Here is a 1,482-nt window from a genome sequence, read left to right on the forward strand (position 1 = left end):
GTTATCTTCTTCGCGGTCCTGCAAGAGGGCCGCTGGCCTCCGGGCCCGGTATGACTGTTGCCCCCTGTCGATGGGATGACCTGGGGGGTGGTGTCACCGGGTCCGAGGGGTGCCGTCGGAGACGCTGATCAGAGGTCCGACCACCGCCCGGCCGGGCGCAATGCCCGGCCGCTGTCGGGCGGCAGGTCTGCATAACGTGGATGCGCGAGAACGGCACCCGAGTGCGGGGCCGGCACGCGTCGACACATGTGGGGGCACGGTGATCAGCATCGACGGGGTGGACGTCTTCCTGGGGCTGGACGTCGGCAAGGCCGCGCATCACGGCCACGGACTGACCCCGGCCGGGAAGACGGTCTTCGACAAGCCGCTGCCGAACACCGAACCGAAACTGCGGGCCGTCTTCGACAAGCTCAAGGCCAAGTTCGGCACCGTCCTCGTGGTCGTGGACCAGCCCGCCTCCATCGGCGCCCTTCCGCTGACGGTTGCCCGGGACGCGGGCTGCCAGGTCGCCTACCTGCCCGGCCTCGCGATGCGCAGGATCGCCGACCTTTACCCCGGCGAGGCCAAGACCGACGCGAAGGACGCGGCCGTCATCGCGGATGCCGCCCGCACCATGCCCCACACCCTGCGGACCCTCGACCTGACCGACGAGGTCACCGCGGAACTGACCATGCTGGTCGGCTTCGACCAAGACCTCGCCGGCGAGGCCAACCGCACCTCCAACCGCATCCGCGGCCTGCTCACCCAGTTCCACCCCAGCCTGGAGCGCGTCCTGGGTCCGCGCCTGGACCATCAAGCGGTGACTTGGCTTCTCGAGCGTTACGGGTCCCCGCAGGCCCTGCGAAAAGCGGGCCGCCGCAGGCTCGTCGAGGTCGTCCGCCCGAGGGCCCCGCGCATGGCCGGGCGGCTGGTCGACGACATCTTCGCCGCGCTCGACGAGCAGACCGTCGTCGTCCCCGGCACCGGCACCCTCGACGTGATCGTCCCGTCGCTGGCGAAGTCGCTGGCCGCCGTCCACGAACAACGCCGGGCTCTGGAGGCCCGGATCGAGGCTCTGCTGGAGGCCCACCCTCTTTCCGAGGTCCTGACGTCGATGCCCGGCATCGGCGTCAGGACCGCCGCAGTCCTCCTGACCACGGTCGGCGATGGCAGCTCGTTCCCCAGCGCCGCCCACCTGGCCTCCTACGCGGGCCTCGCCCCGGCGACCCGGCAGTCCGGCACGTCGATCCACGGCGAACACGCCCCCAGAGGCGGGAACCGGCAGCTGAAGCGGGCAATGTTCCTCTCCGCGTTCGCGGCGCTGCACGATCCCGCCTCCCGGACCTACTACGACCGCTGCCGAGCCCGCGGCAAAACCCACACGCAAGCCCTCCTCCGTCTCGCCCGCCACCGCATCAGCGTCCTGTTCGCCATGCTCCGCGACGGAACCTTCTACGAACCGAGAAGCCCACGGCTTGCTTGACGAAGGACATAGAGGCACCC

General features: G+C 70.3%; 1 protein-coding gene. It reads left to right on the top strand.

All coding sequences use genetic code 11. The features are described from left to right. Nucleotides 1-259: 259 nt before the first annotated feature. Nucleotides 260-1,462: an IS110 family RNA-guided transposase gene (locus tag GBN72_RS00005; RefSeq protein ID WP_151769528.1), complete on the top strand. Its 1,203-nt coding sequence runs from the start codon at nucleotides 260-262 to the stop codon at nucleotides 1,460-1,462. Nucleotides 1,463-1,482: the final 20 nt, after the last annotated feature.

Origin of the sequence: Streptomyces abyssomicinicus, from assembly GCF_008974245.1 — a bacterium.
GTDB lineage: Bacteria > Actinomycetota > Actinomycetes > Streptomycetales > Streptomycetaceae > Streptomyces > Streptomyces abyssomicinicus.